At 67.8% G+C, this 24,354-nt stretch carries 23 protein-coding genes; 19 read left to right on the top strand and 4 right to left on the bottom strand.

Annotated features, from left to right (window positions below; translation table 11 throughout):
• Positions 1–24 precede the first annotated feature (24 nt).
• From ASD42_RS05015 to ASD42_RS04995, 5 genes are all read left to right on the top strand, one after another.
• Complete coding sequence (locus ASD42_RS05015; protein WP_235569311.1) at positions 25–501, top strand: acyl-CoA thioesterase; 477 nt, start codon at positions 25–27, stop codon at positions 499–501.
• A 79-nt stretch (positions 502–580) separates the two neighbouring features.
• Entirely contained in the window at positions 581–1,150 is a 570-nt protein-coding gene (ruvC, locus tag ASD42_RS05010; protein WP_056810781.1) for a crossover junction endodeoxyribonuclease RuvC, read from the top strand.
• The gene (ruvA, locus tag ASD42_RS05005) at positions 1,147–1,746 is read left to right on the top strand and encodes a Holliday junction branch migration protein RuvA (RefSeq protein WP_056810779.1); all 600 of its coding nucleotides are present in this window, start codon (positions 1,147–1,149) and stop codon (positions 1,744–1,746) included. The genes ruvC and ruvA overlap by 4 nt, the downstream gene beginning before the upstream one ends.
• Before the next feature lie 3 nt (positions 1,747–1,749).
• A complete protein-coding gene (gene ruvB, locus ASD42_RS05000) occupies positions 1,750–2,838 on the top strand; it encodes a Holliday junction branch migration DNA helicase RuvB (RefSeq protein ID WP_056810776.1) in 1,089 nt (362 codons plus the stop codon).
• 54 nt (positions 2,839–2,892) lie between these two features.
• Positions 2,893–3,405 (top strand): GtrA family protein, encoded by a 513-nt coding sequence (locus ASD42_RS04995; protein WP_235569310.1) that lies wholly within the window; start codon positions 2,893–2,895, stop codon positions 3,403–3,405.
• 93 nt (positions 3,406–3,498) lie between these two features.
• On the opposite strand, the gene ASD42_RS35670 is transcribed toward ASD42_RS04995, so the two are convergent.
• Both ASD42_RS35670 and ASD42_RS04985 read right to left on the bottom strand, forming a co-directional pair.
• The gene (locus tag ASD42_RS35670) at positions 3,499–4,077 is read right to left on the bottom strand and encodes a DivIVA domain-containing protein (protein WP_056810771.1); all 579 of its coding nucleotides are present in this window, start codon (positions 4,075–4,077) and stop codon (positions 3,499–3,501) included.
• Between the two features lie 36 nt (positions 4,078–4,113).
• A complete protein-coding gene (locus ASD42_RS04985; RefSeq protein WP_235569309.1) occupies positions 4,114–4,743 on the bottom strand; it encodes a TetR/AcrR family transcriptional regulator in 630 nt (209 codons plus the stop codon).
• A gap of 70 nt (positions 4,744–4,813) precedes the next feature.
• Here ASD42_RS04985 and ASD42_RS04980 point away from each other — a divergent pair, with 70 nt between their 5' ends.
• The 6 genes from ASD42_RS04980 (at position 4,814) to ASD42_RS04955 (ending at position 12,066) form a co-directional block, all read left to right on the top strand.
• Positions 4,814–6,304: a flavin-containing monooxygenase gene (locus tag ASD42_RS04980; RefSeq protein WP_056810766.1), complete on the top strand. Its 1,491-nt coding sequence runs from the start codon at positions 4,814–4,816 to the stop codon at positions 6,302–6,304.
• Positions 6,305–6,410: 106 nt separating this feature from the next.
• Entirely contained in the window at positions 6,411–6,752 is a 342-nt protein-coding gene (yajC, locus tag ASD42_RS04975; RefSeq protein ID WP_056810762.1) for a preprotein translocase subunit YajC, read from the top strand.
• Between the two features lie 98 nt (positions 6,753–6,850).
• Positions 6,851–8,548: a protein translocase subunit SecD gene (gene secD / locus ASD42_RS04970; protein ID WP_056810760.1), complete on the top strand. Its 1,698-nt coding sequence runs from the start codon at positions 6,851–6,853 to the stop codon at positions 8,546–8,548.
• Entirely contained in the window at positions 8,545–9,729 is a 1,185-nt protein-coding gene (gene secF / locus ASD42_RS04965; protein ID WP_056810757.1) for a protein translocase subunit SecF, read from the top strand. The genes secD and secF overlap by 4 nt, the downstream gene beginning before the upstream one ends.
• Before the next feature lie 25 nt (positions 9,730–9,754).
• The gene (locus ASD42_RS04960) at positions 9,755–11,470 is read left to right on the top strand and encodes an ABC transporter substrate-binding protein (RefSeq protein ID WP_056810755.1); all 1,716 of its coding nucleotides are present in this window, start codon (positions 9,755–9,757) and stop codon (positions 11,468–11,470) included.
• Between the two features lie 23 nt (positions 11,471–11,493).
• Positions 11,494–12,066, top strand: coding sequence for an adenine phosphoribosyltransferase (locus ASD42_RS04955; RefSeq protein ID WP_056810752.1), 573 nt, complete (start codon positions 11,494–11,496; stop codon positions 12,064–12,066).
• 7 nt (positions 12,067–12,073) lie between these two features.
• On the opposite strand, the gene ASD42_RS04950 is transcribed toward ASD42_RS04955, so the two are convergent.
• Positions 12,074–12,682 (bottom strand): GNAT family N-acetyltransferase, encoded by a 609-nt coding sequence (locus tag ASD42_RS04950; RefSeq protein WP_056810749.1) that lies wholly within the window; start codon positions 12,680–12,682, stop codon positions 12,074–12,076.
• A gap of 224 nt (positions 12,683–12,906) precedes the next feature.
• On the opposite strand from ASD42_RS04950, the gene ASD42_RS04945 reads away from it, so the two are divergent.
• Positions 12,907–14,577, top strand: a complete 1,671-nt coding sequence (locus ASD42_RS04945) for an ABC-F family ATP-binding cassette domain-containing protein (protein ID WP_084787006.1) — start codon at positions 12,907–12,909, stop codon at positions 14,575–14,577.
• Here ASD42_RS04945 and ASD42_RS04940 read toward each other — a convergent pair.
• The gene (locus ASD42_RS04940; RefSeq protein ID WP_056810746.1) at positions 14,495–14,938 is read right to left on the bottom strand and encodes a nuclear transport factor 2 family protein; all 444 of its coding nucleotides are present in this window, start codon (positions 14,936–14,938) and stop codon (positions 14,495–14,497) included. The two genes, ASD42_RS04945 and ASD42_RS04940, sit on opposite strands and share 83 nt — an antisense overlap.
• Before the next feature lie 92 nt (positions 14,939–15,030).
• On the opposite strand from ASD42_RS04940, the gene ASD42_RS04935 reads away from it, so the two are divergent.
• The 7 genes from ASD42_RS04935 to ASD42_RS04905 all read left to right on the top strand — a co-directional run bounded on the left by ASD42_RS04935 (position 15,031) and on the right by ASD42_RS04905 (position 24,328).
• Positions 15,031–15,546 carry a winged helix-turn-helix transcriptional regulator gene (locus ASD42_RS04935; protein WP_056810743.1) on the top strand — a complete coding sequence of 172 codons (516 nt, stop codon included), beginning with the start codon at positions 15,031–15,033 and terminating at the stop codon, positions 15,544–15,546.
• 96 nt (positions 15,547–15,642) lie between these two features.
• Entirely contained in the window at positions 15,643–16,590 is a 948-nt protein-coding gene (locus ASD42_RS04930; RefSeq protein WP_056810740.1) for a hypothetical protein, read from the top strand.
• Positions 16,587–17,993: an adenylosuccinate synthetase gene (locus ASD42_RS04925; protein WP_084787005.1), complete on the top strand. Its 1,407-nt coding sequence runs from the start codon at positions 16,587–16,589 to the stop codon at positions 17,991–17,993. Before ASD42_RS04930 ends, ASD42_RS04925 begins: the two co-directional genes overlap by 4 nt.
• On the top strand, positions 17,960–18,589 hold the full coding sequence (locus ASD42_RS04920) for an NUDIX hydrolase (protein WP_056810737.1): 630 nt from the start codon (positions 17,960–17,962) through the stop codon (positions 18,587–18,589). Before ASD42_RS04925 ends, ASD42_RS04920 begins: the two co-directional genes overlap by 34 nt.
• Before the next feature lie 222 nt (positions 18,590–18,811).
• On the top strand, positions 18,812–19,828 hold the full coding sequence (locus ASD42_RS04915) for an alkaline phosphatase family protein (RefSeq protein ID WP_056810734.1): 1,017 nt from the start codon (positions 18,812–18,814) through the stop codon (positions 19,826–19,828).
• A gap of 277 nt (positions 19,829–20,105) precedes the next feature.
• Positions 20,106–22,478, top strand: coding sequence for a RelA/SpoT family protein (locus tag ASD42_RS04910; RefSeq protein WP_056810731.1), 2,373 nt, complete (start codon positions 20,106–20,108; stop codon positions 22,476–22,478).
• Between the two features lie 200 nt (positions 22,479–22,678).
• Complete coding sequence (locus tag ASD42_RS04905; RefSeq protein ID WP_235569308.1) at positions 22,679–24,328, top strand: cutinase family protein; 1,650 nt, start codon at positions 22,679–22,681, stop codon at positions 24,326–24,328.
• Positions 24,329–24,354 lie beyond the last annotated feature (26 nt).

Below are 24,354 nucleotides of genomic sequence, written 5' to 3'. Positions count from 1 at the left end.
TGCCGTCGGCGACGGTCCGCGAATGTGTCGGACCCCGGTGGCATGCTCGCGGGCATGGCGGAAACCAGTGTGCCGTTTCGGGTTCGGATCCCGATTCGGGTGTCCGATCTCGACCCGCAACTGCATGTCACCGGCGCGGCGTATCAGCAGTTCGCCGACCACGCGCGGTTCGCCTGCGTGACCGAGGCGGGGGTCTCGGTGCCGGATTTCCTCGCGGCGGGGGTGGGGCCGGTCAATCTCGAGTTGAACGTTCGCTATCTGCGGGAGTTGCGCGCGAACGACACCGTCGAGGTCGACTGTCGGTGGGAGTGGGGGCAGGGCAAGACCTATCGGGTGGAGCACACCCTCACCAGGGACGACGGTGAGGTTGCCGCGACGGTGTCCTATGTGAGCGGCCTGCTCGACCTGCGCACGCGCAAATTGGTCGCGGATCCGGCGCGGGTCTGGACCGAGCACGCCCGCGATCCCGCGCTGCTCGGGCTGTCGCCGCGACCGGCGTGAGATCGTGTCGTTGGTGGGTCCGAACCCGGGGATGCTCTAGACTTTCGAACAACTGTTCGTGTCTTCGAAGGGGTGGCCGGTGCGGGTGATGGGCGTCGATCCGGGGCTTACCCGGTGCGGGCTCAGCATGGTGGACAGCGGACCGGGCCGGAAGGTGGTCGCCCTCGATGTGGGGGTGGTGCGGACGCCGCCGGACGCCGAACTGGCCTTGCGATTGATGGCTGTCGCCGATGCCGCCGAGGAATGGATGGATACCCATCGGCCCGAAGCCGTCGCGATCGAGCGGGTATTCGCTCAGCACAATGTGCGCACCGCGATGGGGACGGCGCAGGCCGGTGGGGTGATCGCGCTGGCTGCGGCGCGGCGCGGGATCCGGGTGGCCTTCCATACGCCCAGCGAGGTGAAAGCCGCTGTCACCGGGAACGGTACGGCGGACAAAGCGCAGGTGACCGCCATGGTGACGCGGATTCTCGGGTTGCAGGTGGCGCCCAAACCGGCGGATGCCGCCGACGCGCTCGCGCTCGCGATCTGTCATTGTTGGCGGGCGCCGCTGATGGACCGGATGGCGGCCGCGCAGGCGCAGGCGGAGCAGGTCCGCCGCCGCTACGAACAACGGCTCGCCGAACAACGGAAGGTGGTGCGCGGGTGATCGCGTCGGTACGCGGCGAGGTACTCGAGATCGCGCTCGATCACGTGGTGATCGAGGCCGCGGGCGTCGGGTACCGCCTCAATGCCACCCCGGCCACCCTCGCCGGGCTCACCCGTGGCGAACAGACCCGCCTCTACACGGCGATGATCGTGCGCGAGGACTCGATGACCCTGTTCGGGTTCGCCGACACCGAGGCGCGCGAACTGTTCGGGCTGCTGCAGACCGTCTCCGGCGTCGGCCCTCGTCTGGCGATGGCGGTGCTCGCCGTGCTCGAACCCGAGGCGCTGCGAAAAGCACTGGCCGAGAGCAACGTCTCCGCCCTCACCCGGGTCCCCGGCATCGGCAAACGTGGCGCCGAGCGGATGGTCGTCGAGCTGCGCGACAAGGTGAACCAGGTGGCCGTTCCCACCGGTCCGCCCGGCGCGGAAGCGCCGAGTACCCCTGTGCGCGAACAGGTTTCCGAAGCGCTCGTCGGCCTCGGGTTCCCCGCGAAACAGGCCGAACAGGCCGTCGACACCGTCCTCGCCGACCAGCCGACCGCCACCACCTCGGTGGCATTGCGCGCGGCTCTCGGCCTGCTCGGCAAGAACAGGTAGACCGTGTTCGACGACGACATCGACGAGACCGACGAATCCGACCTCACCGCCCGGTATCTCAGCACCGACGGCGAAGCCGAAACCGGCCTGCGTCCGACCTCGCTCGACGAGTTCATCGGCCAGCCCCGCGTGCGCGAACAGCTCGCACTCGTGCTGCGCGGCGCCCGCCAGCGCGGCGCCACCCCCGACCACGTCCTGCTGTCAGGACCACCCGGCCTCGGTAAGACCAGCATGGCGATGATCATCGCGGGCGAACTGGGCACCGCCCTTCGCATCACCTCGGGACCGGCCCTGGAGCGCGCGGGCGACCTCGCCGCCATGCTGTCCAACCTGGTCGAGGGCGATGTCCTGTTCATCGACGAGATCCACCGAATGGCGCGCCCGGCCGAGGAAATGCTGTACCTGGCGATGGAGGACTTCCGCGTCGACGTGGTGGTCGGCAAGGGCCCCGGCGCGACCTCGATCCCCCTCGACATCGCCCCGTTCACACTGGTCGGCGCCACCACCCGCTCGGGCGCGCTCACCGGCCCGCTGCGCGACCGCTTCGGCTTCACCGGCCACATGGACTTCTACGACCCCGCCGAACTACTGCAGATCCTCACCCGTTCGGCCCGCATCCTCGGCGTGCAGATCGACCAGGACGCCGCCGCCGAAGTCGCCGGACGCTCCCGCGGTACCCCACGAATCGCCAACCGGCTGCTGCGCCGGGTCCGCGACTACGCCGAGGTCAGAGCCGACGGGTTCATCACCCACCCCATCGCGATGGCGGCGCTCGAGGTCTACGACGTCGACGCGCTCGGCCTCGACCGGCTCGACCGCGCTGTCCTCGGCGCGCTCGTGCGTGGCTTCGGTGGGGGACCGGTGGGGGTGTCGACCCTGGCCGTGGCGGTCGGCGAGGAGGCGGCCACCGTGGAAGAGGTCTGTGAACCGTTCCTCGTTCGCGCCGGGCTCGTCGCCCGCACGCCCCGAGGCCGGGTCGCGACCGCGGGGGCCTGGGAGCATCTGGGCCTGGTGCCGCCGCCCGATCTGGTCATCGGCGCCATCGAAGTGCGTGGGCGTGAACCGCAACCGAGTGTCGAGAGCTTGGACTGAAATACCCCGCCTCCGGACGGGCATCGCGCCGCAACGTCGTCTACTGTCGATTCGGTGGCAGTCCTAGAAGTGGTGCAACGACTCCCCGAGCCGTTGCGTTCCCTGCTCATGAAGCATCGGGAACTTCTGAAATTCGCCGTGGTCGGCGCGATCACCTGGTTCATCGACACCGGGGTCGTGTACGCGGTGAAACTGACCGTGCTCGGGGACAAGCCGCTCACCGCGCGCCTGCTCGGCGCGCTGATCGCGACCATCGCCTCCTACATCCTCAATCGCGAGTGGTCCTTCCGCGCCCGCGGCGGCAGGCAGCGTAGCCATGAAGCGGCCCTGTTCTTCGCCGTCAGCGCGCTGGGCATCGTGGTCACCATGATCCCGCAGGCTATCTCGCTCTATGCGCTGAACCTGCGTGTGCCGCACGTGGATCCGACGGTACAGATGGTCGCCAACTTCATCTCGGGACAGATCCTGGGCGTCCTGCTGGCCATGGCGTTCCGCTTCTGGGCCTTCCGCCGCTACGTCTTCCCCGACGACCTGCGCGAAGCCGAACTCCACAGCATCCAAGGGTAGGAGCGGGCGTAGTCGCCGATGGGGGGTTTCGGCCGCGTAGGGAGGGAAGATCAAGGTTCCCAGGCCGAAAACCAGCGGCGCCAGCCGCCAGAATTATTGACGGCGTTCGGGGTGCTCCAGTGCGGTGATCACCAGGTCGATGAAGGCGTCTACTTCTTCGCGGGCGTAGCCGCGGGTGCCGAGGCGGGTGTCGTTGAAGCGGACGCCGCGCACATCGGAGGTGGTGAGGCTGCCTGGGCCGTTGTGGGCCAGGGTCGCCGCGACCAGGTCGAGGAAGGCGTCGACCTCTTCCTCGTGGTAGCCGCGCCTGCCGACGGCGGACTGGGTGAAACGCATGCGGTGCACGTCGTCGGGGGTGAGCATCTCGGCGACATCGTCGCCGGCACGCGCCGCCGGAACGGGCGGGCCACCCTTCTGCCGGTGTTCGAGCTCGGTCCGCACGCGGTCGAGGAAGTCGTCGACCTGGTCGGCCTGATAGCCGCGACCGCCGAAACGCGGTGCGCCGAAGTGCACGTGGCGGATGTCGTCGGCGGTGAGCCCGCCCTGCCCGTCGAGGGTGGCCGACACCTGTTCCAGGAAGGCGTCGACCTCGTCTGCGTGGTAGCCGCGATGGCCCAGAGTCGGCATGGCGAAGTGGGTGCGGCTCACATCGTCGGGCGTCACAGCGGTCATTGTCTCAGGATTGCCCTTCTATCCCACGGCTTTTCGCTATCGGGCAGCGGCGCGCACGCCATCGATGAACAGCCGCCGCACGGCGTGACTGTACACCGACATCGATGCCGGATCAGGGGTACGCATGCCCGATACGAGCCCGGCGACGATCATGCCCAGTGCCGCCTTGGCGGTATTGGCGGTGTCGATATCGGCGCGTAGGTAACCGACGCGCACACCGTGCTCGAGGTAGCGCGTCATGAGGATCTCGGTGGCGTCGACCAAGCCGTACACCCGCGCGGTGAGTTCGTCGTCGATACCGGTGGCGTGGAACAGCAGCAGGTGCGCCGTGCGTGGATCGTCGAGCAGGACGCGGGTGAGCGAGTCGCCGATCCGGTCGATCAGCGCGGCGTATTCGTCGATGGTGGCGGCGCTCTCGGGCTCCATGTCCTTGTCGAGCGCGCCGAAGATGCGCCCGCTCACCTCGTCGATGACATGGTCGATGATGTCGCGCTTGTTCGCGAAATAGCGGTAGAAGGTGCCGTGCCCGATGCCCAGACGCGTGGCGATATCGGCGATTCCGGTTGCGTGATAGCCCTTCTCGGCGAAGCAGTCGAACGCGGTATCGATGATCTCCCTGCGCAATTCGGCTTTGCGTTGGTCGATTCGCGAGGGTGGCTTCGTCACATTGACGATGTTACAGTCGGCGTAATCAGAATGACATGTCATTCTCGTGATCTCAGTGTGGAGGTTCGACGTGGTTCCTCAGTTCGACGCGGTTGTGGTCGGAGCGGGTTTCGGTGGCATCGGCGCAGGTATCGAACTCGACCGGCTCGGGCTGCGCGATTTCGTCATCCTGGAACGCGAGGACGACCTGGGTGGCACCTGGCATGTGAACAGGTATCCGGGTCTGGCGGTCGACATCGCCTCGGTGACCTACTCCTACTCCTTCGAGCCGAACCCGCGCTGGACCCGGCTGTTCGCGCCCGGCGCCGAGCTGAAGAAATACGCCGAGCACGTGGCCGACAAATACGATCTGCGCAGGCGGATGCGGTTCGGGACCGTCGTCGACGGTGCGCGCTGGGACGCGGAGAACCAGCAGTGGGTGGTCACGATCGCCGGTGGTGAGACGCTGACCGCGCGCTATCTGCTCGCGGCGACAGGGTTCCTGTCCCAGCCCTACACTCCGCCGTTCCCCGGCATCGAGACCTTCGCGGGCAAGATCATCCACACCACCGACTGGGACGCCGACTACGACCTGACCGGCCGCAAGGCCGCCATCATCGGCACCGGTGCCACCGCGGTGCAGTTGGTGCCCGAGGTCGCGAAGAAGGTCGACGCGCTGACCGTGTTCCAGCGGACCCCGATCTGGGTGGTGCCCAAGGTCGACGCGCCGATTCCGGGGGTGGTGCGGGAACTGTTCGATAAGGTTCCGCTCACACAGAAGGCGGCGCGGCTGGTCAACACCGGGATGCTCGAGGCGCTGATGGTCGTCGGCGTGCTGCACTACAAGCAGGCCAAACCGTTGAACCGGGCAGCCGCCGCGTTGGCCAAGGCGCACCTGTTCGCGCAGGTGCGTGACCCCGAGACCAGGGATAAGCTCACTCCGCACTACGACTTCGGCTGCAAGCGCCCGACGTTCTCCAACACCTATTTCAAGACGTTCAACCAGCCGCACGTGCGGCTGGAGACGAACTCGATCGACCATGTGGAGCCCGACGGCATCGTCACCGCCGACGGCCACAAGACCGAGATCGACACGCTGCTGCTCGCCACCGGCTTCAATCTCTGGGACGTGAACTTCCCGGCCATCGAGATCGTCGGGCGCGACGGCGTGAATCTCGGGAAGTTCTGGCGCGACAATCGTTTTCAGGCCTACGAGGGCATCACCGTGCCCAAGTTCCCCAACTTCTTGAGCCTCAACAGCCCCTACTCCTACAGCGGGCTGTCGTACTTCACCACCATCGAGGCCCAGATGAAGCACATGGGCAGGTTGTTCACCGAGCTGTTCCGCCGCGGCGAGCAGACCTTCGAGGTCACCGAGGACGCCAATGCGGAATTCCTCGACCGGATGACCGACAAGCTGGGTTCCTCGGTGTTCTACGGCGGCGACTGCGCCTCCGCGCGCAGCTACTACTTCAACCAGCACGGTGAAGCGGCACTGCTGCGCCCGACCAGCACCGCCGCGGCGCACCGCGAGGCAGTCACCTTCCCGCTCGACGACTACACCTACGGCAGCATCGCGTGAGCTGTTTCACGCGCGCGTCGGTGTCCGGTGTGTCGACGCGACGGGGAACTGGCAGACTGTCAGGCGTACTTGCACGTCCACCACTGACTAGGGACTGACTTCGACGATGGACTTCCTGTTTCCGCTGCTGATCCTGGCCCTGCTCGTGCCGATGTTCTTCGGTATCCGCAAACAGAAGCGGGAGGCCGAGAAGGTCTCGACGATGCAGGAGGCCTTGAAGGTCGGTGACGCTGTCGTCACCACCTCGGGTCTGTACGGCACCATCGTCGACCTCGACGAGAACACCATCGACCTGGAGATCGCCGAGGACGTGGTCACCACGTGGCTGCGCCAGGCGATCCGCGAGGTGCGCGTCGACGAGCAGACGGTCGAGGAGACCCCCGAGGTCACCGACGCCCCCGCCGAGGAAGCCGTGGAACAGACCGAGACCCGGCTGACCAAGGACTGACCAGTCCCTTTTCCCGCCCGGGCGCGTACTGCGTTCCGGGCCGGGCACCGTTGTGCCTACCGATTCAGCCTCGACTTCCGCCTAGGAGATGACCTGCTGTGCCACCTTCCCAAGGATCGGCGCATCCGTTCCGGTTGCTCGGCGTCTACGCCGCGCTTCTGGCCGTGATCTACGCGCTGGTGTTCTTCACCGGTGACCATTCCCCGTCGGCCAAGCTCGGCATCGACCTGCAGGGCGGTACCCGCGTCACGTTGACCGCGCGTACCCCCGACGGCAACAGGCCGAGCCAGGACAGCCTGAAGAAGGCGCAGGAGATCATCGAGAGCCGTGTCAACGGTCTCGGCGTCTCCGGCTCCGAGGTGGTCATCGACGGTGACAACCTGGTCATCACGGTGCCCGGCGAGGACAGCCAGCAGGCACGCGCGCTGGCCACCACCGCCAAGCTCTACATCCGCCCGGTGCTGTTCGCGACCGAGCCGCAGGCAGGCGGCGCGGCTCCGCCCGCGACCGGCACCGCGCCATCGGGTGGCACCGCGCCCCCCGCGGCCACGGAGACTCCGGCGCCGGTGCCCGGTGAATCGACCCCGCCCGCCGAGGGTGCGACGACCCCGGCTCCGCAGTCGCGGGTGTTCCCCGCGCAGGCACCGCCGACGCCGACTCCGCCGCCCGGTGGGCTCACCACCCAGCAGCAGCAGGCCAAGGAGATCGCCGACGCCAAGGCGCTGCGCCAGAGCACTGATCAGCAGGTTCAGCAGGTCGCCGTGGCGGCCATGGACTGCACCAAGCCCGATCCGCTGACCGGTAACGACGACCCGGCCCTTCCGCTGGTCACCTGCTCGCAGGACGGCACCGAGGTGTTCCTGCTCGGCCCGAGCCGCATCGACGGCCAGGAGATCGCCGACGCGACCTCCGGCCTGAACTCCCAGCAGGCCCGGCACGAGGTGAACCTCGAGTTCAAGTCCTCCGGTGCCGACGCCTGGTCGAAGCTGACCGGTGAGTACGTCAACAAGCGAGTCGCGTTCGTGCTCGACTCGAAGGTCGTCAGCGCCCCGCAGGTGCAGCAGGGCCCGCAGCTGGGTGGTCGTACCTCGATCTCGGGCAGCTTCACCGCCGACAGCGCGGAAGAGCTGGCCAACACGCTGAAGTACGGTTCGCTGCCGCTGTCGTTCCAGACCTCCGAAGCGGAGACGGTCTCGGCGACGCTGGGTCTGTCCTCGCTGAAGGCGGGTCTGCTGGCCGGCGCCATCGGCCTGATCGCGGTGCTGCTGTACTGCCTGCTCGTGTACCGGATGCTCGGCCTGCTGGCCGGGTTCTCGCTGATCGCGGCCGGTGTCGCGGTCTTTGGCATCATCGTGCTGCTCGGGCGGTGGATCGGGTTCACCCTCGACCTCGCGGGTATCGCCGGTCTGATCATCGGTATCGGTTTGACGGCCGACTCGTTCGTGGTGTTCTTCGAACGCATCAAGGACGAGATGCGCGAAGGCCGCAGCTTCCGCTCGGCGGTGCCGCGCGGTTGGCAGCGAGCTCAGCGCACCAACCTGTCCGGTAAGACGGTCAGCTTGATCGCCTCGGTCGTGCTGTACCTGCTCGCCGCCGGTCAGGTGAAGGGCTTCGCCTTCACCCTCGGTGTCACCACAGTCCTCGACGTGATCGTGCTGTACCTGGTCACCGCACCGTTGCTGATGCTCGCCGCGCGCTCGCCGTTCTGGGCCAAGCCGTCGGTGAACGGACTCGGCTCGGTTCAGCAGATCGCCAGGGAACGCGGCCAGGCCAGGTCGAAGGAGATGTCACGATGAGCAACGACAACCCCACCGAGGAATCGGTGAACCTGGACAAGTACGAGCCCACACAGGGCCCGAAGCACGGCTTCTTCGAGCGTCTCTACACCGGCACCGGCGGCTTCCCCATCGTCAGCAGGCGCAAGTTGTTCTACACGCTGTCGGCGGTGCTGCTGCTGATCTCGCTGCTCAGCATCGGCGTGCGCGGTTTCACCCTCGGTATCGACTTCGAGGGCGGCTCGCGTATCCAGATCCCCGCGGCCGAGGGCATTACCACCCAGGAGGTGGAAGACGTCTACTCGCAGGCGCTCGGCCACGGACCGGTGTCGGTGCAGAAGGTCGGTTCCGGGGACGCGGCCACCATCCAGGTGCGTTCGGAGACCCTCGACCTGGAACAGATCGACCAGCTCCAGACCGCGCTCTACGACGAATTCCAGCCCAAGGACTCGTCCGGGCAGGTGAGCCGCAACGCCATCAGCATCGCCGAGATCAGCGAGACCTGGGGCGGGCAGATCACCCAGAAGGCGTTGATCGCGCTGGCGGTGTTCGTGTTGTTGACGATGGTGTACATCGCCATCCGCTTCGAACGGGACATGTCCGTCGCGGCGATCGTGTCGCTGTTCTTCAACCTGTTCGTGACGGCGGGTATCTATTCGCTGGTCGGGTTCGAGGTGACACCGGCCGCGGTGATCGGCTTGCTCACGATTCTGGGTTACGTGCTCTACGACAACGTGGTGGTCTTCGACAAGGTCGAGGAGAACACGCGCGGCGTGCTGCACCTAAACAAGCGCACCTACGCCGAACAGGCCAACCTGGCCGCCAACCAGACCCTGATGCGCTCGATCAGCACCACGATCATCGGCATCCTGCCGATCATCGGCATGCTGGTGATCGCGGTGTGGCTGCTCGGTGTCGGCACGCTCAAGGACCTCGCGCTGGTGCAGTTGGTCGGCATGATCGTCGGCGCCTATTCCTCGATCTTCCTCGCCGTGCCGGTGTTGGTCTCGATCAAGGAACGCTGGGGTCCGGTGGCCGCGCACACCAAGAAGGTCCTGGACAAGCGCGCCGGTGTCGGCGCGGGCGCCCGGGTTCCGGTGGGCGCGGGCGCCTCGGCGGCCCGTGGCCCCCGACCGACCGACAGTGGTGCGCCGCGGCCGGGTTCGCGTCCGAGCGGAAAGCGTCAGAAGAGAAGGCACTGACGACCGACAAGCAGGGGGTCTCATCATGCGACGCAGCACGATTCGGCTGATCACCGCCCTCGCCACGGCGGCCGTGACCACCTCCGTGGTGGCCGGGTGCTCGGCGAAGAACCAGGTGCCCTCCATCGGGTACGCCGTGGACGCCTCGATCGCCAGCTACAACGGCGCGAGCACGCTCGGTGCCAGTAGTGGCGCCGCCGCGGTGTTCGGCCGCGTGCTGACCGGGTTCTTCTACACCGGACCCGACGGTCAGCAGGTGGCCGACACCGACGTCGGCACGGCCAAGGAAGTGCCGGGCGAGACCCAGACGGTGCAGTACCGGCTCAACCCGGACGGGGTGTACTCCGACGGGGTGAAGACCTCCTGCGACGACCTGGTGCTGGCGTGGTCGGCGCGCTCGGGCAAGTTCACCCGCCCGGGCGATCGCGGGCCCGTCTCGCTGTTCGACGCGGCGAGCACCGTGGGCTACGACGAGATCGAACGGATCGACTGCCAACCGGGATCCAAGGACGCCACCGTGGTGTTCCGGCCGGGCAAGCACTACCTGCCGTGGCGGACGCTGTTCACCGCGACCGAGGTGATGCCGGCGCATGTGGTGGCGCAGGCGGTCGGCGTGCCGAATGTGGTGAACGCCCTGCAGACCGGCGACGGTCCGGTGATCGGCCGGATCGCCGATTTCTGGAACAGCGGCTGGACTGTCAAGGCCGGGGCGCTCGACCTGACCAAGTTCCCGTCGTCGGGTCCGTATCGGATCGAATCCTTCAGCGCGAAGGACGGTCTGGTGCTGGTCGCCAACGAGAAGTGGTGGGGTGACGCGCCCGAGACGAAGCGGATCGTGGTATGGCCCAAGGGCACCGACTTCGCCGCCAAGGCGAAGGAGAACGCGCTCGGGGTGGTCGATCTCGGGGCCGGGTCGGTCGCGGATCTGAAGCTCGACGGTTTCGACGAGCAGACGGTCGCCAGTCGCAGTGCCGAACAGCTCGTGCTCGCCACCGGCGGGGTGTTCTCGCGGGTGGAGGTGCGCCGGGCGTTCGCGCAGTGCGTGCCCCGGCAGGCGCTGTTCGACACCCTCGGCAAGGCGGGGAAGGAGCCGCCGAAGTACGGTCTCGGCGCGGGCGTTCTGAATGCCCATGTAGTACAGCAGGATTCGCTGTACTACCCGGCGGTGATCGGGGGCGCCGATCGGTATCGTGGCGCCGATATCCCCGCGGCCACCGCGACCTTGGCCTCCGCGGGCACGGCGCAGCCGACGGTGCGGATCGGTTACCAGGGGCCCGACGCCCGCCGTGCGCGGACCGTGGCGATGATCGCCGAGTCGTGCCGTGGGGCGGGAATCACCGTGGTCGACGCGGGTGCGCCCGACTTCACTCCGGTCAGGCTGCCCGAGGGTGCCGTCGACGCGATACTCGGCGGCACCGGTGCGGTGCCGGGGCCCGCGGGATCGAGCGAGGGTGTTGTCGCGTTCGCCGCGTTGCGGGCAGGTAGCGGCCTCGATTTCGGTGGCTTTGCTAACGGTCGCTACGATGCGATCACCGATCAGCTTGCGGGCGAGTCCAATTCGACCGCGACGCTGAATTTGCTGACCGAGGCCGAGAACCTATTGTGGGCGCAGCTCCCGAGCATTCCGTTGTTCGCGACGCCGCGCGTCATCGCTTTCGGCAACGGGATGCAGAACGGGATCGCCGGGCCGACACAGGCCGGTACCGGGTGGAACATGGATCGCTGGGTGTTGCAGCGATGAGTGGACGTGATGAAAGAGGGTTGATGAGCAAGCACGCGGTGGTCGAGTCCGAGGATCAGGCCAGTGAGCGGACCGCCGAGGCGGCCGAGGCGGTCACTCGGCTGACTCGTTGGCACGACGACTTCCCCACGCCGGGTGTGCGTTTCGCCGATCTGACGCCGGTCTTCGCCGACGCGGCCGGTTTCCGCGCGGTCATCGACTGCTTCGCCGCCATCGCCCCCGATGCCGACCTCGTGGCCGGTGTCGACGCGCGTGGCTTCCTGCTCGGCGCCGGTGTCGCGGCGACCCTCGGCACCGGGGTGCTCGCCATCCGCAAGGGTGGCAAGCTCCCGCCGCCGGTCGTCTCGCGCGAGTACGAACTCGAATACGGTTCCGCCGCACTGGAGATCCCCGCCGACGGCGTCGACCTCGCGGGCAAGCGAATCCTGCTGCTCGACGACGTCCTCGCCACCGGCGGCACCCTCGCCGCCGCGGCCGCCTTGTTCAAGGAGGTCGGCGCCGAGGTGGTAGCCGCCGCGGTGGTGATGGAGCTCGAGTTCCTGCAGGGCCGCGAGCACCAGGGTGACTACCCGGTGACCTCGATCGTCAAGCTCTGACCCGTTCTCAGCGCGGTGTTCGCAGCATCGGCCAGAGCGGCGGGCCGTCCGGGAGATGGAGTTCGCCCGTCACCGCGAAGCCGAAGCGTTCGTAGTACGGAACGTTGACCGGGTTGCTGGATTCGAGATAGGCGAGGGCGCCCTCGACGTCGACGGTCTCGAGGGCGGTGCGCAGCAGGGCGTGGCCGAAGCCGCCGCCTCTGGCATCGGGGGCGGTGCCGATCATTCCCAGGTACCAGTGTGGTTCGGTGGGGTGGTTCTTCTTCAGCAGGTCGCCGACCTGTTTGGCGGCCGGGACGCGGCGGCCGAAGGCGCGCCAGAGGCCGGGCAGCGTGCGAAGTTCGCTCATCGACGACTGCGCCGTGTGCGGCGGGGTCCACAGGGCCGCGCCGCCCACCGTGCCGTCCGGGCGGAGGGCCACCTCGGACGCACCGCTGGGGACGAAGATGTGGCGCGCCATAGTGGCGAAGAATCGGGGCAGACCGAGCGCGCGCCGGTGTGGGTCCGGCAGGATCCAGCTCATCACCGGGTCGTGCTGGAAGGCTTCGGCCAGTGTCCGCGCCGCCGCGTCGACGTCGCCCTGACCGGCCGTTCGCACCACAATCGTCTCCGACATCGCACTCCTCGACTAGGGGGCTGAGCTTTTCGAATTCAGACTAGCCGCGACATGAGCGGGCTCACAGGTCCGGAAAAAGGGGTGGCGCGCTGGGGCGTCGGGGTGTTATCAATGAAGGGTCTTGTTCCCGGCGATCGGAGTCACGCGTTGATTTCTTGAGGTAGCGCTCTCGGACGGTCCGCATTCTGCGCACCGTGTATCCGTCGCACCTCCAGGGGATCCGCATGACCTCTCTTTCTTTTTCCGATCTCACTTTTCACTGGCCGGACGGCACCGCTGTCTTCGACGGGCTCGATGCTGTCGTCGGACCCGGGCAGATCGGTCTGGTCGGCAGCAACGGCGCCGGAAAATCCACGCTGTTGCGGCTGGTGGCCGGCGAGCTGAAGCCGGTGCGCGGGTCGATCTCCGTGCCGGGCAGCCTCGGGTACCTGCGTCAGGACCTGGGCATGCGAACCGGTCAGCGGGTCGACGCCGTGCTCGGCATCGCCGAGGTGCGCGACGCACTGCACCGCATCGAAAGCGGTACCGGTGAGCCCGCGGACTTCGACACCGTCGGCACGGCCTGGCAGGTCGAGGACGAGGCCCTCGCGCTGCTCGGCAAGCTCGGGCTCGACTACGTCGCCGAGTCGGTCGAGGACCTGGACCGGACCCTCGACACCCTCTCCGGCGGCGAAACCGTATTGCTCGGCGTGGTCGCCGAGCTGTTGCGCGAGCCCGACGTGCTGTTGCTCGACGAGCCGACCAACAACCTCGACGCGGTCGCCCGGGGACGCCTCTACGAGGTGATCCGGCAGTTCGCGGGCACCGTGATCGTGGTCAGCCACGATCGGGATCTGCTCGACCGGATGGACGGCATCGCCGAACTGCGCGCGGGTGAGATCCGTTCCTTTGGTGGTGGTTTCAGCGATTACGAGCGGATCATCGAGGCCGAGCAGGAGTCGGCGCGCGCGGCCGTTCGCGACGCGCGCTCCGATGTGCGCAAGCAGGCGCGCGAACTCGTCGACGCGCGAACGAAACTGGACCGGCGGGCGCGCTTCGCTCAGAAGATGCAGGACAACAAGCGGGTCCCGAAAATTGTCGCGGGACTGCGCAAGAACGCCGCGGAGGTGTCGGCGGGCAAGCTGCGCAACTCCCACATCGACAAACTCGACTCCGCTCGTGAAACCCTCGGCCAGGCCGAGGAATTGGTGCGCGCGGACCGGGAGATCCGGGTCGAGCTCCCGGGCACCCGGCTGTATCCGGGCCAGGATGTGCTCGACCTCCAGCAGGTCGAGTTGGCCAACGGGCCGGTGGTCGATCTGCGCGTGAGCGGACCGGAGCGGATCGCGTTGACCGGCCGGAACGGGGCGGGCAAGACCACTCTGCTGCGCCGGATCGTCGCCGAGGACCCGAAGGTGGCGTGGCGGTTGCTGCCGCAGCGCCTCGACGTGTTCGACGAAACGCGGACGGTGTTCGACAACGTCGCCGCCGCCGCGCCGCACGCGACACCGGAACAGATCCGCGGTCAGCTCGCGCGCTTCCTGTTCCGCGGCGCCGACGCCGACATCGCCGCGGCCGCGCTCTCGGGCGGAGAACGGCTGCGCGCCGCCCTGACGACCCTGTTGCTCGCCGAACCCGCCCCGAAGCTGCTGATGCTCGACGAACCCACCAACAACCTCGACCTCCCCAGCCTCGCTCACCTCACCCAGGCGCTGGCGAGTTTCGAGGGCGCGTTGATCGTGGTGAGTCACGACGAGCGCTTCCTCGACGACATCGGGGTGACCCGCAGGCTCGAGCTCACCCCGGACGGCCTGGTCGAAGACGGCCGGGTGCCTATCGAGCAGGGCGCGCGGCCCGGCGAATCGCTCCTGGATACCGGAGCAGATTCGGGCCCAACCACACCGCTACCGCGGTGAGCGCGAGCCAGGGCCGCAGATGTGGGCGCATCCGCTGGATGCGGCCGTCGGTATCGAGGTCGAGCACCATGGCCTCGGTCATCCGAAAGGGGCCGAACCTGGCTTCGCCCAACAGGACTCGGGTGTCACCGGTGCCGAGGGTATCGGTCCACCGCAGATCGCTGACCGCTCGATAGACGAGGGTGAGCAACGGGGCCAGATCCTTTCGACCACGGAACACGAGCCGTCCCGACACCGGTGAGACGAGTTCGGCATCCTCGGTCAAGGTGTCGAGCAGGGCGGTGATGTCGTTGGTGGTGGTCGCGTGCCGGAATCGGGCCACCGAATCGATGGACACCGGATCGGCGAGGGCATCGGACATGGGCATTACACCTTCCTTTATGGCGAATCGTTCAGGTGCCTTCTGACCGTAACCAGCTGACTTGCAAAAAGCAATGGACTACCCTCGGTGCTATGGCAAAAGCGGACCTCGCCGATATCGCGTGCTCGATCGCGCGCACCGTAGGCATCGTGGGGGAGCGGTGGACCCCCCTGATCCTGCGCGACCTGTTCCTCGGCATCACCCGCTTCGAGGACCTGCGTCGCGATCTCGGCATCGCGTCGAACGTGCTGACCGACCGTCTTCGCACTCTGCGCGACCACGAGATCGTGGAAACCCGGGTGTATCAGGAGAACCCGACCCGTACCGAGTACGTCCTCACCGAGCGTGGTCGCGATCTCTACCCGGTCCTGACCATGCTGCTGGCCTGGGGTGATCGCTGGCTGGCCGGTGACGACGGGCCACCGCTGTCGGTGGTCCACCGCGACTGCGGTCGGGTGACCGAGGGTGTCGTCGTCTGTCGGGAATGTGGCGCTCCCCTCGCCTCGGACAACGTCACGTGGCATCCCGGGCCCGGTGGCAAGCCCGGTCCGGGTGTTGCCCTCGTCGGCTCGCGCTTGACGCCGTTGCCGGACGGCCGTTTCCCCTAGTGGAGGAGTCGGGGCGAATCTGCCGGGGTGCCTTGACGATCATAGTTTTGGTGGAATAGACTAAAACAACGATCAAGGCGAGAGGGAGTGGTTCGAATGGGGTACGGGAATTGGGACGACACCGCCTACCGGGCGGGGAAGACGTTTCGGGCGCGGCAGGGGGTGGATGACTTCGGCTATACGGCCGAGATGCGGGCGAAGCCGTATGACACGTGGTGCGCGCACCCGTTGCTGGATCCGTTCGGAGTCGGCAAGCGCGAGTGCCGGGACTCGGCCGAGCACGGGAACTCACTGCCGGTGGCCGTGCTGTTCGATGTGACCGGGTCGATGGGGCGGGTGCCGCGCATCATGCAGGACAAGCTCGGGAAACTGCACGGGCTGCTGAAGAACAAGGGGTACGCGCAGGACCCGCAGGTTCTGTTCGGCGCGATCGGCGACGCCGATACCGATCGGGTGCCGTTGCAGGTTGGGCAGTTCGAATCCGACAATCGGATGGACGAACAACTGCGGGCGATCCTGCTCGAAGGCGGCGGTGGCGGACAGAAATCCGAAAGCTATGAGCTGGCCGCCTATTTCATGGCCGAGCACGTCGCGACGGACGCCTGGGACAAGCGCGGCAAGAAGGGGTATCTGTTCCTGATCGGCGACGAGTTGAACAAGCCTCGCCTGGCCGCCCGGCACATCCGCGCGGTGGTCGGCGACCATGTGCGCCGCGATGTGTCTGTGGAGTCGATCTATCGCGAGCTCGAGCAGCGCTGGCACGTGTACTACATTCTGCCGAATCAGTCGTCGTACTACCGGGATCCGGAGATCGCCGAACACTGGCGGGCGTTGCTCGGGCAGAATTTCCTGAAACTCGACGACCCCGGCGCGGTCTGCGAATTGATCGCGCTGACCATCGGATTGGGCGAGGACCGGGTCGATCTCGATACCGGGCTGGCCGATCTGCGCGATGTCGGGTCGGGTGACGAGGCCGACGCGGTCGGCCGGGCGCTCGGCTCGAAGCCCGCTCCGACGATGCGCGCGCTGCCGCCGGGGCGATGAGTTCGATGTTCGGTGAACGTCACCTCGTCGTCGTCGATCTCGGCTTCGGTGATGCCGGTAAGGGCGCGACGGTCGACTGGTTGTGCTCACCGGAGGCGGATCTGGGAGTGGCGGCCGTCGTGCGGTTCAACGGCGGTGCGCAGGCCGCGCACAATGTCGTGGCAGACGGTCGCCACCACACCTTCGCGCAGTTCGGGTCGGGGTCCTTCTCCGGGGTGCCGACCGTGTTGTCGCGGCACATGCTGGTCGAGCCGATCGCGCTCGCCGCCGAATCCGAGCAGTTGGCCGCGCTCGGTGTCCGCGACCCGCTCGGACTGCTCGCCGTCGACGGTCGCGCCCTGCTGACCACGCCGATCCACATCGCCGCGAACCGTGCGCGCGAAGACGCGAGGGGTGCCTCGCGGCACGGTTCCTGTGGTCGTGGCATCGGCGAAACAGCCTGGTACGCACTGGAGCACGACGCACCGACGGTGGCCGACTGCCGAGCGCCTGCCGTGCTGCGCGCCAAGCTGGATCGGCTCGCCGCGCACTACGACAGCCTCGTCGGGCCCAGCGCGCACGGATACGAATCGATCGACGCCCTGGTGGCGATGTATCGCGATTTCGCGCGCGCCGTCCGCATCACCGATGCGGGTGAACTCGCTCGGTCCGCGCGCGAGGGGCGATTGGTGTTCGAGGGTGCGCAGGGTGTGCTGCTCGACGAGTGGCGGGGCCTGCACCCGCACACCACCTGGTCGACGGTCGAGCCGCGCAACGCGCGCGCCATGATCCGCGAAATCGGGGGAACCGCCGCGGTGCTCGGCGTCACCCGCACCTATATGACCCGGCACGGCGCGGGCCCGCTGCCGACCGAGGCGCCGCTCGGATTTGCCGAACCGCACAACGGCACCGGGCACTACCAGGGCGCGTTCCGGCAGGGGCACCTCGATCCGATCCTGTTGCGCTACGCCGTCGAGGTGTGTGGCGGGATCGACGGGTTGATCGTCAACCACCTCGACGTGCCCGGAACTGTCTGTGCCGCACAGGCATACGACACGCCTGCGGGCAGAGTGACCGAACTCGTCCCCGGACGGTGGCGTGATCTCGATCACCAGCAGCGGCTCACCGACCAACTCGTGGACGCGACACCGATTCTCGCGCCGATCGACGACGACCCGGCAGCGTGGCTGGCCGAGCGGTTGCGGGTGCCGGTGGTGCTGACCGGTCACGGTCCGGATCGGCGCGACCGTGCTGTCGCGGCTGTCCCCGCCGACTGGAGGGGCAGCCCGATGATGTCGGCAGGCAGGGAAGAATCGGGGCATGCGTACCGTGAACCGCGGTATCGGCGCACTGTGCCCGGAGCAGGGCAGCTCGGACAGGATGGGGTGACGTGGAGCAATCCGTTGTGTCGATCGATGTGGTGACCTTGCGGTGCTGGGACGCCGACAGCGGCGTTCGTCTCGGCATCGCCCCCCGCGAGTTCGAGCCGTTCACCGGCCGACTCGCGCTACCCGGCGTGCTGCTCGGCCGCGGCGAACGTCTCGTCGACGCCGCCCGACGCGCTGTCCACACCAAACTCGGGGTGCCGACCGAGGCGATCGGCGCGGTCGGCCAGCTCGTCACGTTCGACGAACCCCATCGAGACCCGCGCGGCCCGACGCTGGCCATCGCGATGTGGGCGGTGGTCGCCGAACACGAGGGCCCAGCCGAGTGGGTGGGCTTCGACGACGTCCCGCCGCTGGCGTTCGACCACAACCGCATCGTCGAGACCAGCCGCGGCTTGCTGGCCGGACTCCTCTGGAAGGACGCGACGCTCACCCGAGCACTGGCGGGCACCGAGTTTCCCGCTACCCGTGCGGTCGATCTCAGTACCTCCCTGCACGGCGCTCGTCCCGACCCCGCCAACCTCAACCGCACGCTCGCCGCGATTCCCGGACTCGGTCGCACCGGTGAACGTCGCCGGGTGAAGGCCACCGGCAGACCCGCCGTGGTGTGGGCGTTCGACGTCGACGAGAACTGAGCGGCTCACCGCACAGCGGTGGTTCCCAGGTCGTAGAGGGCGTAGACGCGGCGCAGGACCGAGGGCCACACACCGCTGCTGATGTCAACGGAATTCGCGGCTCGACGCTGTGGTTCGCCGGTTGTTCAGCGAAGCGTCCGAGGGGTGCGAAGGCGATGAAACGTCGATGAACACCGTCGCGTCGGTCTCGCCGCGGCGGCACGGATCCCTCATCGTGATGGCATGCGCGAGATGTCGGCTCCGGCGAAAGTGCTTGTCGCGCTGGTGACCGCGTTGGTGACGATTCCGCTGGTCGGGTCGGCGGCGGGGTCGGTGGCGGCGTTCGACGATGTGGGGGCGACGGTCGACGCGGCCGCCGAGTTCGGGGCTCCTCGACGCGGGGTCGGGGAGGTGGTGAACAAGGTCGTCGTCATCGGGATCGATGGCCTGATGTTCGACAAGGCCGATTCGGCGCAGGCGCCGCGGTTGCGCCGCCTTGCCGCGCAGGGGCTGCTCTCGCAGGGCGACATCGCGGGGCACATCACGATTTCCGGGCCGTCGTGGGCGAGCGCGCTGACCGGGGTGTGGGACACCGAGCACGGGATCACCGACAACGAATTCGACGCGAGTCCGTTCCTGGCACACCCGAGTGTGTTCACCCGGATCGAACGGGCCGACCCCGCCCGGTACACCGTGTCCATCGGCACCTGGCACCAGATCGCGACGATCGCCGCCACCGGTGACCGGCGCGCCGACGTCGCCCTCACCACCGTGCCGGTCGCCGACGACCCCGACGAATCGGCTACCGATGCCGCGACCGCGACCGACGTGGTGTCGGCGATCGAGCGTTGCGGCCCTGATCTGGTCTTCACCCACCTCGACCAGATCGACCTGGCAGGCCACCAGCACGGCGGTGCGTCCCGCGCCTACCTGGCCGCGATTCGCCGGGTGGACGCGCTGGTCGGCCAGATCGTCGCGGCGGTCGACCGGCGCGCGCAAGCCTTTCCCCGCGAACAGTGGACCGTCCTGGTCACCACCGACCACGGCCACCTCCCGACCGGCGGCCACGGGGGCCGGACCCCCGCCGAAACCGCCAACTTCGTCATCGCCCGCGGCCCCGACTTCACCCCCGGCACCGTGACCAGCGCCCACACGCTGATCGATCTCACCCCCACCGTCCTCGACCTCCTCGCCGCCCCACCGGGCCGCCTGGACGGCCACAGCCTCCGCACCCGCCCGACCCACGCCGACGAGCGCTGACAGATCCCACGAGTCGGGTCAGAACAAACCGCTGATCACGCTAGGACGTGGGTAACTCATCGGGGACGACCAAAACCTGTCGAACACCTATCGGCAGGCCCGGAAACTCACTACGCTGCCCGGGAACGACCGGCAGAAACCGCGGAGTGGCGGATTAGCCGCAGGCCTGTGACCCCGGTGACTCGAACACCAGGTCGGTGCGGGGACTAAAGTTGAGGACCCGGGCGGTTTGCAGCACTCGGCCGACAGGTCCGAATGCAGCGTGAGAGGTGGTGGCATGACTCGACAACTCGGCGAGGCGAAGGTCGGGCAGGAATCCACCGGCGCCACGCCAAGCGAAGGTGCCCCGGCGAAGACCCCCGAAACCGCCAAGCAGTCCCCGACAGCCTCGGTGCCCAGTTCGGCCTCCCGGCGCGTCCGCGCGCGGCTGGCTCGACGGATGACGGGTCAACGTGGGATCGCGGCGGTCAAGCCGGTGCTGGAACCGCTGGCCACCGTCCACCGCGAGCTGTACCCCAAGGCCAACCTCGGCCTGCTCCAGCGCGCCTTCGACGTCGCCGACGAGCGCCACGCCAAACAGTTCCGCAAGTCCGGCGACCCCTACATCACGCACCCGCTCGCGGTCGCCAACATCCTCGCCGAACTCGGCATGGACACGACCACCCTGGTCGCGGCCCTGCTGCACGACACCGTCGAGGACACCGGCTACTCCCTCGAGCAGCTCAAGGAAGAGTTCGGCCAGGAAGTCGCCCACCTCGTCGACGGCGTCACCAAACTCGACAAGGTCAACCTGGGCGCGGCGGCCGAAGCCGAGACCATCCGCAAGATGATCATCGCCATGGCGCGTGACCCGCGCGTGCTGGTGATCAAGGTCGCCGACCGGTTGCACAACATGCGCACCATGCGCTTCCTGCCGCCGGAGAAGCAGGCCAAGAAGGCCAAGGAGACCCTGGAGGTGATCGCGCCGCTGGCGCATCGCCTCGGCATGGCGACCGTCAAATGGGAGCTCGAGGACCTCGCCTTCGCGATCCTGCACCCCAAGAAGTACGACGAGATCGTGCGCCTGGTCGCCGACCGCGCGCCCTCGCGCGACACCTATCTGGCGAAGGTGCGCGCCGAGATCACCAACACCCTGGCCGCGTCGCGGATCAACGCGATCGTCGAGGGCAGGCCCAAGCACTACTGGTCGATCTATCAGAAGATGATCGTCAAGGGCAAAGACTTCGATGACATCCATGACCTGGTCGGCATGCGCATCCTGTGCGAGGAAGTGCGTGACTGCTACGCCGCGGTCGGGGTCGTGCACTCGCTGTGGCAGCCCATGGCGGGCCGGTTCAAGGACTACATCGCGCAGCCGCGCTACGGGGTCTACCAGTCGCTGCATACCACCGTGGTCGGCCCCGACGGCAAGCCGCTGGAAGTGCAGATCCGCACCCAGGACATGCACCGGACCGCCGAATTCGGCATCGCCGCGCACTGGCGGTACAAGGAGACCAAGGGCAAGCACTCCGGTGACGCCGCCGAGGTCGACGACATGGCGTGGATGCGTCAGCTGCTCGACTGGCAGCGTGAGGCGGCCGACCCCGCGGAGTTCCTGGAATCGCTGCGCTTCGACCTGAAGTCGCCGGAGATCTTCGTGTTCACGCCCAAGGGCGACGTGATCACGCTGCCGCAGAAGTCGACCCCGGTCGACTTCGCCTACGCCGTGCACACCGAGGTCGGGCACAAGTGCATCGGCGCGCGGGTGAACGGGCGCCTCGTGGCACTGGAACGGCAGTTGGAGAACGGCGAAGTCGTCGAGGTGTTCACCTCCAAGGCGCAGAACGCCGGACCCAGCCGTGACTGGCAGAAGTTCGTGGTCTCCCCGCGGGCGAAAGCCAAGATTCGCCAATGGTTTGCCAAGGAGCGGCGTGAGGAAGCGCTCGAGAGCGGCAAGGAGCAGATCTCCAAGGAGGTCCGCCGCGTCGGGCTGCCGCTGCAGCGGTTGATGAGCGTCGAGGCGATGACCGCGGTCGCGCACGAGCTGCACTACAGCGACATCTCCACGCTCTACACCGCTGTCGGCGAGCACCAGGTGTCGGCTCACCATGTGGTGCAGCGGCTCATGGCCCAGCTCGGCGGCATCGGCGATGTCGAGAACGAGCTGGCCGAGCGGTCGACGCCGTCGACCACGCCCAGCAGGCAGCGGGTCACCGGTGATGCCGGTGTGCTCATCCCCGGTGCGCCGGGAACGGTCGCCAAGCTGGCCAAGTGCTGCACGCCGGTGCCGGGCGACGAGATCATGGGCTTCGTCACCCGTGGTGGCTCGGTGAGTGTGCACCGCACCGACTGCACCAACGCCGATTCGCTGCAGGAGCAGTCGGAGCGGATCATCGACGTCGAATGGGCACCCTCGCCCTCGTCGGTGTTCCTGGTCGCCATCCAGATCGAGGCGCTCGACCGCACCCGATTGCTCTCGGACGTGACCAAGGTGCTGGCCGACGAGAAGGTCAACATCTTGTCCGCCTCGGTAGCCACGCACGGTGACCGCGTCGCGATCAGCAAGTTCACCTTCGAGATGGGCGACCCCAAGCACCTGGGCCATCTGCTCAATGTGGTGCGCAACGTCGAAGGTGTCTACGACGTGTACCGGGTGACCTCCGCCGCCTGACCTCGACCACGGCCCGGGCACTCTCGCCTCGCGAGGGTGCCCGGGCCGCTGTCTGTCCAGGTGATCGCCGAAAAGTTGCCGGCCGCAGCGGGTTTGCCGGGGGCAGTGAAAGGGCCGATTAGGGCAGCGGTTGGGTTACCCGGAATCTGTTACGGTTTAGTGCGTTTCAACGCTCCACTGGTCAGCCGAAACGGACTGTGATGCGGATCGATATGGCTCGGTGCACGACACGACTCACGGGGACGCTGATAGCGTTCACCGTCGCTTCGCTGTCGGTTACGGCGGGGGTGGCCGGTGCGGAAGACCGTACACCCACCACGCCGTCTACGCAGGTATCTATCGCGGCGTGTCCGGCGCTGTACGCCTTGGGAATTCAGGGCACGGGCGAGTCGTCGCCCGACGCGGCGCCCAGCACCGATACCGGAATGCTGTCGACGGTGTTCCGCCCGATGATGGCCGGCGCGGCCGACGCGGGACTCGTCGATCGTGCCTATGTGCCCTACGAGGCGGGTTTCGGTGGCGCGGTCCAGGGCGGGGCGGTGCCGTACACGGAATCGGTCGCGGGCGGGTTGGAGCGACTCCGCTCGATGGCGACCCAGGTGATCCGACGCTGCCCGGACTCCCGGATCGCGGTCGTCGGGTACTCCCAAGGCGCCCATGTCGCCTCGCTGTTCGCCCAGGAGGTCGGCGCGGGCACCGGTGCGGTGTCCGCGGACAAGGTCGCCGCGGTCGCGTTGTTCGCCGACCCGACCCGCGGCGAGAACGCGCCGCTGTTCCCCGGCGCACCCGACCGGTCCTCGCCGCTGGCCGCGCCCGGCACCTCCGGCGAGGCGCTGACCGCCATCGGTGAGGTGCGCCAAGGTATCGCGTCCGGCGGCGGACTCGCTCCGCGGAGTGAGCAGACCGACGACTTCGGCAAACTCACCGGTCGCGTCGCAAGCTTTTGCGCCACAGGCGATCTCGCGTGCGACGCTCCCCAGGGCGCGCCGATCGTGCGGGCCGTCACCAACCTCATGAGCCAGACGAAACTCTCCGGCGGCGACCCGATCGGCTCGTTGACCTCGATCGCGCAGGCGCTGGCGTTCACCTCCATCGAAACCGCCACCGCGGTGGTCGAGGAGGACATCTCCGGCAGCACCCTGGGCGATGTGTCGATCTCGCCGAAGAAGTCGATCTCGCAGCGACTGTCCGACGCCTCGGACCCGAACAGCAAGCTCGATATGAACGCCGCGTACCGGGCGCTGCTGAAGGTGGGCATGATCGGTCTCAACGCCGTCGCCACCGTGGTGAAGTCGGTGATCAGCCCCGCGAGCATCAGCGAATTGGCCACGGCCACACTGTCGAATCCGCTGGCCGGGCTGACGCTGCTCGGGACGAAACTGGTAGGCGCGGTCCCGCAACTCGTCCCGCCGACCACCGGGGTACGGCTGGTCAACGAGGCGTTCACCGCGGTCCAGCAGAACGTCACCGACAACGCCGAGCTCCTCGACGTCACCACCTGGGTGCGCTACTGGAACACACTGCAACGCCATGACGCGTACTCGCGCATGGGCGTCGGTGCGAACGGCGCGACACCGACGCAGTACGTGGGCGAGTGGTTCGCCGCGCTGGCCCGCGACGCGGCAGGCGCTTCCGGGAAGGGCGCGGTACCGGTCGGCGGGTCCGACTCGCGTGGTATGGGAATATTCCAGAGCCCGAACGGCGCGTCTCCGACACCCAAACCCTCCGGTGGGGGACAATTTCCGTTCGGGACAGGAGCCGATGGCGCCTCATCCGGCGGCGCGACGACTCCGCCTGCCGCGACACCCGTAACCACCGCACCCACCACCCGTCCGTTCTCTGTGAACTGATCACCGAGAGGTCTTCGATGCGAACT

Source organism: Nocardia sp. Root136, assembly GCF_001427185.1.
GTDB classification, from domain to species: Bacteria; Actinomycetota; Actinomycetes; order Mycobacteriales; family Mycobacteriaceae; genus Nocardia; species Nocardia salmonicida.
Note: the sequence above shows the minus strand (reverse complement) of the source record. Positions and strands in the feature narration are given on the sequence as shown.

Bases quoted from the DNA above. Each gene is read 5' to 3' on its own strand.
- secF (WP_056810757.1), top strand. From the start codon at position 8,545: ATGAGCAACGACAACCCCACCGAGGAATCGGTGAACCTGGACAAGTAC.
- ASD42_RS04960 (WP_056810755.1), top strand. From the start codon at position 9,755: ATGCGACGCAGCACGATTCGGCTGATCACCGCCCTCGCCACGGCGGCC.
- ASD42_RS04910 (WP_056810731.1), top strand. From the start codon at position 20,106: ATGACTCGACAACTCGGCGAGGCGAAGGTCGGGCAGGAATCCACCGGC.
- ASD42_RS04925 (WP_084787005.1), top strand. From the start codon at position 16,587: ATGAGTTCGATGTTCGGTGAACGTCACCTCGTCGTCGTCGATCTCGGC.
- ASD42_RS04955 (WP_056810752.1), top strand. From the start codon at position 11,494: ATGAGCAAGCACGCGGTGGTCGAGTCCGAGGATCAGGCCAGTGAGCGG.
- ASD42_RS04940 (WP_056810746.1), bottom strand. From the start codon at position 14,938: ATGTCCGATGCCCTCGCCGATCCGGTGTCCATCGATTCGGTGGCCCGA.
- ASD42_RS04905 (WP_235569308.1), top strand. From the start codon at position 22,679: ATGCGGATCGATATGGCTCGGTGCACGACACGACTCACGGGGACGCTG.
- ASD42_RS04945 (WP_084787006.1), top strand. From the start codon at position 12,907: ATGACCTCTCTTTCTTTTTCCGATCTCACTTTTCACTGGCCGGACGGC.
- yajC (WP_056810762.1), top strand. From the start codon at position 6,411: ATGGACTTCCTGTTTCCGCTGCTGATCCTGGCCCTGCTCGTGCCGATG.
- ASD42_RS04950 (WP_056810749.1), bottom strand. From the start codon at position 12,682: ATGTCGGAGACGATTGTGGTGCGAACGGCCGGTCAGGGCGACGTCGAC.
- ASD42_RS04930 (WP_056810740.1), top strand. From the start codon at position 15,643: ATGGGGTACGGGAATTGGGACGACACCGCCTACCGGGCGGGGAAGACG.
- ASD42_RS04915 (WP_056810734.1), top strand. From the start codon at position 18,812: ATGCGCGAGATGTCGGCTCCGGCGAAAGTGCTTGTCGCGCTGGTGACC.
- ASD42_RS35670 (WP_056810771.1), bottom strand. From the start codon at position 4,077: ATGACCGCTGTGACGCCCGACGATGTGAGCCGCACCCACTTCGCCATG.
- ASD42_RS04935 (WP_056810743.1), top strand. From the start codon at position 15,031: ATGGCAAAAGCGGACCTCGCCGATATCGCGTGCTCGATCGCGCGCACC.